The organism is Candidatus Jordarchaeum sp. (assembly GCF_052745115.1).
In genome coordinates this window covers 1-9,124 of the sequence record NZ_JBRAKS010000151.1, presented here as the reverse complement: position 1 = coordinate 9,124, position 9,124 = coordinate 1, and the positions used below count along the sequence as shown (strand labels likewise).

The window sequence follows — 9,124 nt, the reverse complement described above, 5'->3', positions numbered from 1 at the left end:
CTTGGTTCTCGTGGGCAGGGTTGTAGCCTTGTATTGGACATCTCTGCGGATGTTTGGGTTCATGATTAAAGTCCAAGAATGGTATTATTTATCGTTAAATCTTTCTACTGTTGTGAACCCTCTTTACGAAAAGGCTCAGGAATATGAGGTGCCTGTGTTGATACATTCTGGAAATGAACCGGCTCCAATGATAATTAAGTATTCGCAACCAAAGTACATTGATGCCGTGGCTGCGGATTTTCCAGATTTGAAAATAATTATTGCGCATATGGGGCATGGCTGGTGGAGAGAAGCAGTGGATCTGGCGTCTATGAAGCCAAATGTTTACCTAGATTTCTCCGGATGGCAGACTATATATATTAACAATCCAGACTACCTTTGGTATCCTCTAAGAATGGCTATTGATCTGCTTGGTCCTTGGAGGGTTTTGTTTGGAACCGATGGTTCTATGCTCAATGTGGTGATGCCTCTCAAAAATTGGGTGGAAGCTGTGAAAAATCCAAAATCTCCTTTGGGCATAGAGTTTAGCTCAAACGAAATCGAAATAATAATGGGAAAGGCAGCGGCTAAACTTTACAAAATTCAATAAGGAATCTAGAAATAGTATTTGCGTCTTTGGGGGGATTATTTAATAAATGAAATTGTATATTAAAATACTTGCAAACGATGATATATCTGACCCCTCTGACTGCTGGATGGCAATGATGTAGATCTTGAGTTTTGAGTTTGCTTTATTCGCTTGTACTTTGATATATTAAATTGTTTATTTTATTATTGTTGCTACCCTTAGATTTAAGTATTGTCGCTGTTGTCTTTGTTTATGAGAATTTTTAGCACTTGTTTAGTTTAGTAATCGGTGATTTTATGAGATTGCCTATTGGTAAAGTTTCCAACGAGTTGTTAGAGAAGATTGTTTTTCCCTATAGTGGGGTTAATTGTGGTAGAGTGATTTGTGGTCCTGCTGTGGGTCAGGATGCTGCTGTTATTGATTTTGGGGAAAAGTTGTTAGTTGTGGGGGCGGATCCTATTACTGGCACTCAGAGTAAGATGGGTTGGTATGCTGTTCATGTGAATGCTAATGATGTGGCGGTGAGAGGGGCGGTTCCGAGATATTTTACTTCCACAATTTTGTTGAATAAGGGAGCGGAGGAAGATTTTTTGGAAGAGGTTTGCAGGGATGTAGATGAGGCTGCACGGGAGATTGGCGTATGTATTGTTGGTGGCCATACGGAGGTGGTTCCCTTTTTAGAGACTCCTCTCTTATGTGGTACTATGTTTGGTGAGACTACTAAGGATAGATTAGTTTTGACCAGTGGTGCTCGTGCTGGTGATGTTATAATTTTGACCAAACATGTGGGTTTGGAGGGTGCTGCCATTCTTGCTACTGACCGTTTTGAGGATTTGAGTAGGGTTTTGGACGGGCCGCTTTTATTGAGGGCACAATCCTTCTTTTCTAATCTGAGTGTAGTGAGAGAAGCTTTAGCTGTTAATGAAAGTGGGGTTGTCACCGCTATGCATGATCCTACTGAGGGAGGGTTGCTTGGTGGCTTAGTGGAGCTCTCTAAGGCTTCGAACGTCGGTTTTAGGGTGGAGGAGGAATCGGTTCCTGTGGCAAAGGAAACTTTGGAGATATGCTCCACTTTGGGAGTGAATCCATTGAGTTTGATTTCTAGTGGGGTTTTGTTAGTAACTGTTAAATCTGGAGAAGAATCAAGGGCTTTAGATGCTATTAGATCTGTTGGCGTTAGCTCTACCATAATTGGTAGAGTCACATCTAGTAAAAGAATATTAGTTCGTAGTGGGGGAGAGGAAGTTAATGTGGGTCCCTCTATCCGGGAAGAGCTATGGGTTGCTCTCAAAGCTAAACTGGGTTAGTGAGCGTTTTTTATGCTTCAATTTTTTGGGTCTGATCGACATAATTTCTGTATTCTGGGTTTTGGATGCTTTTTTCGTAAATTTTGAGGGTTAGTGGGTTCCATATCCATTTCTGGTTTTTTTCATCAAACATTTCTGCGATTCCTTTGGGAAAGCTTTCTGTTTGAATTGTATAATTTGAGAATTGGATGTCTGGGTATATTCTTTCCAGGATTTCTTTAATTCTTGTCTTTGACCCTGGAGGGAGTTTAGTTTGAATTATTGTTTGTTTAGTTTTTTTGTTATGGTCGGTTAGTTTATGTACTGTGATTTGGGGTAGTTTCAGGAAAGCAGCAGGGATTTCTTGGAAATTTTCTTTGGATATAATAAGCAGGTTCTCTGTTAGTCCCGCTCTCTCTGTAAGTTGTGTGATTGGGGTAAAATATTTTTCATAGTTTAAGACTTTTTTACATAAGGATACTTTTGATTCACTGGTATTCAATGTCTGTGCGATGGCTCTCTGCTCTTTTCTGAGGTTTTCTGTCAAATGTGATAGAATTTTAAGATCTATTTTCTTGATTTTTCTCTTTTTATTAGCGTGTCGGTTCAGATTAATTGTTAGACTTGTTTTTTCCTGTTTTTCTAGTTGTAGTTCCCAGTGGAACCAGTTTATATTCCATTTTTTGCTGTTCCGATCATAATAGTAAAAATTTATACTGCTGGTTACGAATGTTTTTTCAAATATCTGCGGGTTATGCATATGTCTAAGAATTATTCTTTCGCTTTCTTTCGCATTTGATTCAGGTAACAGAATCTCCCATAATCTTGTGGTATTATACCATCCATTGTTTTTATGGAAAGATGTTAAATACTGACTATAGATTTCCCTTTCACCGCCTAGGGTGATTACTATTATTGGTACTAGTCCTAACTTCTCATAATTTGGAACTGCTACTACTTTATAGACATTTCCACAGGTAAGTTGATTGTATCTTTTCTGAACTGTACCCCAACTTAGATTAGTGGTAGAGCAAATGCCTTCTAGTGATATTAGGGGTTGTAAATAAATTGCTTCAAGTATTTTTACATCACTTGAATTTAATCTTATAGTAAAGCTTTGAAGTATATCTTCGAAAATCCTGAGAAAGCTGTCAATACCTAATTGTAATTCGTCTAATTTCGATTTTTTCAGAGTCTCTAGGATATGATCCAAAACTTGTTTTTCTAATCCTTCGTCAAAAGTAGTTAGTTGATTTAATAATTTGTTATAATTTTCCAATATTTGTGGTTCATTTATTACTGGTATGAGTTTCTGAAATTTTTCTATTATCTTGTTTACTATGTAATTCTGCTTTTCCGTTCTTCTAGTTCTGTATTCTTTCTCTTCTATTGTTTTGAGTTTTGGTTTTCCTTGTACAATCATAGCCATCCACAAAATTCTTTTAGGATAGTATTTATTCCCCACGAAAAAGAAATATAGAATCTTGAAACTTAATGATGGCTATTTTTTTAAAATTCTTGCTTTTGCACTGTTTTTCTCTTTAAAATAATTAATCGTAATTTTTTCTCATCGATTTGAAACTCGTTTTTTATAATTGAAATTACCGATAGCGGAATATAGATATTATCCTTCTCGTCTTTTGTTAAATTCTGAAGAATTTCTTCGGATTTACTTGCCTTCGCTACAACAGCTACTATTTTACCACTTTTTTTATCTATGACCAGATCTACTATCTGTCCAACTCTCTTTCCGAGTTCATTCACAATCTTTTTATTGATGATATCTTTAAGTGCTTTAGACAATATCGAACCCCGTTTTATTTTTGGTTGAAAAGATTATGTCGTATCTTTTTAATAAAACTTTGTAAAGCGTATTGGAATGATCAATTTAGTAAAATATTTAATTTAAACTAAGTAATCACAATCATAGTTTTATTCATTAGATTTAACTTTCAACCTATTGAGGGATAGGGACTTGGAATTCAGAATAGTTCTTGTACCAATTGGCGATATTGAACAAAATCTACTTGAGAAGCTAAAAAACGAACTTAGTATTATATTTCATCCTTTACATGTCACAATCTCAGACGCGATATCGATACCAAAGGGCGCATTCAATCCAAAAAGGCGACAGTATTATTCTTCTCCCTTTCTAAAAGCTTTAATAAAGTGTGTTAATAGCAAAACCTCAAAATTTCTAGGAATAACCTCCCTAGATCTTTATACAAATGGTTTAAACTTCATATTCGGTCAAGCGGTTATAGATGGTGGTGTATGCGTAATATCTACCCACAGGCTTAGACCTGAATTTTATGGGCAACCGTATAACGAAAAAATTTTTCTTGAACGCTCTACAAAGGAAGCTGTGCATGAATTAGGCCATAGCTTTGCACTGAAACATTGCCCAAATCCCCGCTGTGTAATGTTTTTTTCGAATCAAGTATTGGACACTGATCTAAAAAGTAAAAATTTTTGCGAGAAATGTCAATCTCAGATCATGAGAAAACAATCTTATAAGCGAATCGATGATTAAATAAATGATTAAAATAAAAAATCTACTTAATTTCTACCACAGAACATTTAATTTTGCTTTTTATTTCTTCAGCTTTCTTTTTCTCAACTTTCAAGGTATAAAGATATTTGTTGGTTCGGAGCTTGAATTTAACCTCATTATCTCCTATAACTTTCATACGGCACTCGATTGCATCCTTAGATATTTCAACGAATTTTTCTGTGTCAACTATTTCTCTAGGCAAAATTTAACCTCCACTAATTTGGTAATTTTGAAACTACCCAGAATATAAATATATTTCATAATTTTTGAGAAGCTTGTTTTTTTAACTATTTTTGAATATGTTTCCTCTAAATTTCCTAATTATACTTTTACCTAATTTCAAAATATCTAGATTGAAATTAAAATATGAATCAGTATTTACTGGCCAATACTATTTTAATGAATCTCGATTAACATCATTTTCTACAATCTAGTACTCGTTAATTTTAAAAAACTTATAAAGTGTCATGAATATATGTTGGGTATCTTGCAAGTTTAAAAAATGATTGAAAAATTTTTTATTCTCAAAAGCAAAACTAAAAAGTAGTAGTTCCTAATACATTCTTAAGCATAATATAAAACTTGGGCGTATGGTCTAGCGGTTATGACACCGCGCTCACGTCGCGGTAAATCTTAGGAGCCGAATCCCCGGTTCGAATCCGGGTACGCCCATTCCTCTGAAAAATTTCTACATTAAACCCTATTCTGTTATCTTTCTAGTTTGTCTTCAATTAAATTGACTCTCCAAAGGTAATTAAAGACATTTTTAAACAAGATACAGTTAAAGAGTTTGATCTATGCTAAGACTTGTTGTCCTAATCCTGTGAGTGACCATTTATAGGGCTTTTCAATAGTTTTATCTACTATACCCTCTTTTTTCATACTCAGGAGTTGTTGTAGTACTCTTGTGTATGACATATCCAGATCTTTTGCTATTTCACTGGCTGTTTTAGCTTTATGCCTAATTTTTTTAAGTATTAGGGTTCTGGTTTCAATTCCCGGTGTAATATTCCTCTTTCTTCTTAGAACCGCTTTAGGTTCATATGGTTTTTTTCTCCAAATCAGAGGCATTTTTACCCTCTAACCTTTCTTTAGTGGAAAAGTTTTATTCAAATTAGCAGAACTCACTTAGTTTTGCTTGTTTGACTTTTTCTTCCTCGAATATTAGTCCGATATTCTGCTTTAGCAGTTTTAATCTTTGCTTTAGGTATGGTGGTAAATCAAATTTATCTGAGAGTGATAATGCGAAGGGTAGGTATTTTTCTATTCCCGCTTGATATACTGTTAAAACAAGTTTTCCTCCACAAGAAGGACATTTACCTTGAAGAGGTGGGCGCCTATATTTCTTATTACAATTTAAACATCTACTTTTTTGAGTAGAAAATGCTTTTAGATTACCAGCGATGTCGCGAATGAAATGTTTTTGTGTAATTTTAATTGCTACCTTCTTTGCATCTGATGCCCGTATTTTGTTTGACAATTCTAATTGAGCTTGGACTTTTTCTATCATGGTTTTAAGTTCTTTATACCTCGTGCTTTGAGGCCCCTGAAATATATTTTTTGTTGGATGTGTAAATTTGAAATTTTCGTATTGATCTGGCTTACCAAGTCGATGTGAAATTATGTCCATTAATTTTTCATTCTTTTTAGGATCCTCGTATATCAATGTTTTCTCGTAAAATTCGAGAGGGTACTGTTCCATTACATCCATATTGTGTGACTCGCTGTCAACCTCTTGAGGCTCCAATCCAACTGCTATAACCAGGGGGGTATCCATCATTCCACCTCTTTTTTTAGGCAAAAATAGTTTGGAGAAGTTCAATAGTGGGTCTAAGGCAAGCATTATGGAATCTTCATCACCATCACAATTTCTTCTTTTTGCAGCATGCCAGTATGGGTGAGCATAGCAAACCTGCGCCTTGGTAAATCCAATAATTCTTCCAACAATACCCACTGATGTGTGCGGTGCAAGACCTATTATAAGATGCCCTATAAGATCCTCAATACTATTTATCTGGTAGTATGTTGGTATTACATAAAATTTTGTTAGAAGCTCGTCAATAAAGTTTGCCGCTCGGGCAAGGTGGTTAACACAATTTTCCGAAATTATTACATCTTGAGGTTTCAACTCTACTATCTGTTCTTCATTTTCGAGTGGTTTGCCTTCATAATCTTTGGTATAGCCCAATCTACGTAATTTCTCCACTGATACCGATATTTCACTAGGCTTGAAGTGAGTGAGTGGTGCATCTGTGGCATCAAATCTAATTGTTCCATCTTTATAAACATACAAATCATACTTGGCTCGGAGAACTCCCTTTTCTAGAACCTCAGGAATTTTTGATTCACTTATTAATCCCTGAACACCTTTCACTTCTTTGACTGTTTCCTCTCCTATTTTTCTTAAGGCTTTTTGTAACTCTTCTTTTAAGTTTATATTTCTCTGATCAAAGGGCTGCATTTTTCCACCACATTTGGGGCAAACTGTATTCTCTGAAGAGAGATTACACTTTAGGCAGGTGTTCATTGCTAAAGTCGCTTTTTTACATGAAGGACAAAAATTATGGAAGGTAATGGCTTCACAGTCAGGGCATCGCCTTTTCGCAATTTCGATGGATATTACCCCTTTCTCAGCGGCTTTGACTATGTTTCTTGTACTCCCTCCTTCTAATCCAACAGGGAACAACACATGTACCGGAGGAGAAAGCTTTCTCTCTTTAGCTTTTTCCGGTCTTCCCATTCTTGCTCCTATATAAATCGGAGCCTTTTCTCGCACAGGTATATCTGTAAGCGATTTTACAACATCAAGTCCACTCATTCCCTCACCAAATTGATATGGGGCAAGATTCTGTGTTTTCTTATCCTTTGGTAGGCATCTCAATAAAACCGGTGCATGTTCAGAGATTATAATTTTCTTATTCTCAAACTTATGAGGCACACCCAACCTTTCCAAGATTTCTTTAATTTGATCTGGTATTTTTGCAATAATTTTATCTTGTTCATTTATCTCAACTTTCTCTAACCATTTTTTAAGTTCAACAGCCTCATCTGCGTGTATATCATGCCAGCAATAGGTATATTCTGGGTGAAGAGGCATGTTTAAAGCCTCACTAATGTTTAGAGCCTCTTTTGCTGTAGGTTTAAAATAAAACGGGTCTTCAGTAATGCGTTCTAGACGTTCTTTATTTATCCCAATAAAACTAGAAGCCCGCTGCATATCCACCCCAAATTTTTCACTAATTTTTTTTCCGAGTTCTTGAATCCACCATTCTTCGCAATAACCTGAGGGGACTAGTGGATGATTATTTTCTAAAAATTCACCATACGCTATGAGAAGATCTCCTAGAAACAAAATTTTGTTGATTTTATTAGCAACTTCATTAGCTTCTTCCACAGTATTAATTCTTCTAACCGACCCGTCTAAAGTCTTCACAATGGGTCCTTCGATACTGTTTACGGGAAGAACTATTGCACCCTTGCCAGGTCTTTCTGTACGAATATGAGTTCCTGGGGCTAAAAATTCATCCAAAATTATCATTGTGGCTGGATTAATGCCTACGGCGGAAAGACCTGTATTTCTAGAACGACCATATCTAAGTCGGAAACTGCCAAGAGCTGATGGTTCTCCAAAAACCGGGCGGCCAGCAATAACATCTGTAAGGTAAGTTGCACTAGGCTTTACTTCCACTTTTTCTTTTTCTTCTTTAGATTTTGATAACCATTCCCATCCTTCGAACCCAATGCGTTCGACAATTTTTTTGAGTTTTGAGGCCTTACCAATTAAACCGTCATTGAGAACCAGAATGGCTCCTCCTCTTAGTTGGTTTGTCTCGATTCTTGAGAGATTCCGGTGCCCTGAAACTTCTATCTTATCCGTTGGCTCGCCTGTTACCTCAACTGGAAGGTTTTTCATAACCTCTCTTATCCTGTCTGGGGTGGAAGGGTACTGTAAATGGGTAACTCTATGCTCATATAAATCAACCTCTTCAACAAAGCGTTCTATTTCGTCATCCGTAGGTTTATATCTGTCCAAATGGAGAAGCCTTCTAACAAAATCAGCCACAAGAATTGTTTTCGCTTGTTCTGTTCCCCCCGCGGATCTTATAGGTCCAGCAAAATAAACTGCCAAATACTCCGTATTATCAAGATTCTTTCTGATCTTAACCTCTGCTATTCCCTCAATAGGAGCCGCGGTTACACCTTCGGTCAATAGGGCTAGTGCCAAGCGAATGGATTTATCAGCGACTTCTTCATCATTATTTAAATTTCCAAATTTTCTATAGACAATTTCTTCTGCAATTTTAAAGGCCACTTCTTCCCTAGTCATTTTCACGCTTAACTCACGTATACGATCAGCAACACCCTTAAGTCCAATCAAGCCTTCAACCCTTGCTGCAACATCTCTTGCAGTCAATATTTCAGGCTCATTGGAGGGATCATAGCCCCTGCTACGCGCTTCCCTTGCTAAAGTGAATAGTTCATCAAAGTCACTTTCTATTGTCTTAAAATATTCTAACATTCCGTCACTGGCACTAGTCATTGGCCCATCTCCAACATAAAATAATACTTTAGTTTTTAAAAATTTTACAATACAGGATAATTTTTTCTTAGCAACAGTTATTAGCAACTATTATAGTGATCACGAAGTATTTTTTCAAGTTGTTCAGTATTTGAAAATGAGTTTTTGGGGGTAGGGATACCCTTATAGTGGAGAGA

At 36.3% G+C, this 9,124-nt stretch carries 8 protein-coding genes and 1 tRNA gene; 4 read left to right on the top strand and 5 right to left on the bottom strand.

Annotation, left to right across the window (positions count from 1 at the left end; translation table 11 throughout):
- Positions 1–589 (top strand): amidohydrolase family protein (locus tag ACUVXA_RS11605; RefSeq protein WP_445871428.1); only part of this gene is annotated, 589 nt, incomplete at its 5' end.
- Between the two features lie 281 nt (positions 590–870).
- The gene (locus ACUVXA_RS11600) at positions 871–1,875 is read left to right on the top strand and encodes an AIR synthase family protein (RefSeq protein WP_445871427.1); all 1,005 of its coding nucleotides are present in this window, start codon (positions 871–873) and stop codon (positions 1,873–1,875) included.
- 10 nt (positions 1,876–1,885) lie between these two features.
- On the opposite strand, the gene ACUVXA_RS11595 is transcribed toward ACUVXA_RS11600, so the two are convergent.
- Both ACUVXA_RS11595 and ACUVXA_RS11590 read right to left on the bottom strand, forming a co-directional pair.
- Complete coding sequence (locus ACUVXA_RS11595; RefSeq protein ID WP_445871426.1) at positions 1,886–3,277, bottom strand: hypothetical protein; 1,392 nt, start codon at positions 3,275–3,277, stop codon at positions 1,886–1,888.
- Between the two features lie 86 nt (positions 3,278–3,363).
- Positions 3,364–3,657, bottom strand: a complete 294-nt coding sequence (locus tag ACUVXA_RS11590; RefSeq protein WP_445871425.1) for a PRC-barrel domain-containing protein — start codon at positions 3,655–3,657, stop codon at positions 3,364–3,366.
- Positions 3,658–3,829: 172 nt separating this feature from the next.
- Here ACUVXA_RS11590 and ACUVXA_RS11585 point away from each other — a divergent pair, with 172 nt between their 5' ends.
- A complete protein-coding gene (locus ACUVXA_RS11585) occupies positions 3,830–4,387 on the top strand; it encodes an archaemetzincin family Zn-dependent metalloprotease (protein WP_445871424.1) in 558 nt (185 codons plus the stop codon).
- A 22-nt stretch (positions 4,388–4,409) separates the two neighbouring features.
- Here ACUVXA_RS11585 and ACUVXA_RS11580 read toward each other — a convergent pair whose 3' ends face one another.
- A complete protein-coding gene (locus ACUVXA_RS11580) occupies positions 4,410–4,610 on the bottom strand; it encodes a hypothetical protein (RefSeq protein WP_445871423.1) in 201 nt (66 codons plus the stop codon).
- Between the two features lie 382 nt (positions 4,611–4,992).
- Between ACUVXA_RS11580 and ACUVXA_RS11575 the strand changes: the two genes are divergently transcribed.
- Positions 4,993–5,080: transfer RNA gene (locus ACUVXA_RS11575), tRNA-Val, on the top strand.
- Between the two features lie 123 nt (positions 5,081–5,203).
- Here the strand turns inward: ACUVXA_RS11575 and ACUVXA_RS11570 are convergent.
- Together ACUVXA_RS11570 and ACUVXA_RS11565 are read right to left on the bottom strand one after the other, a co-directional pair.
- Entirely contained in the window at positions 5,204–5,479 is a 276-nt protein-coding gene (locus ACUVXA_RS11570) for a winged helix-turn-helix domain-containing protein (RefSeq protein WP_445871422.1), read from the bottom strand.
- Positions 5,480–5,522: 43 nt separating this feature from the next.
- On the bottom strand, positions 5,523–8,948 hold the full coding sequence (locus ACUVXA_RS11565) for a DNA polymerase II large subunit (RefSeq protein WP_445871421.1): 3,426 nt from the start codon (positions 8,946–8,948) through the stop codon (positions 5,523–5,525).
- Positions 8,949–9,124: the final 176 nt, after the last annotated feature.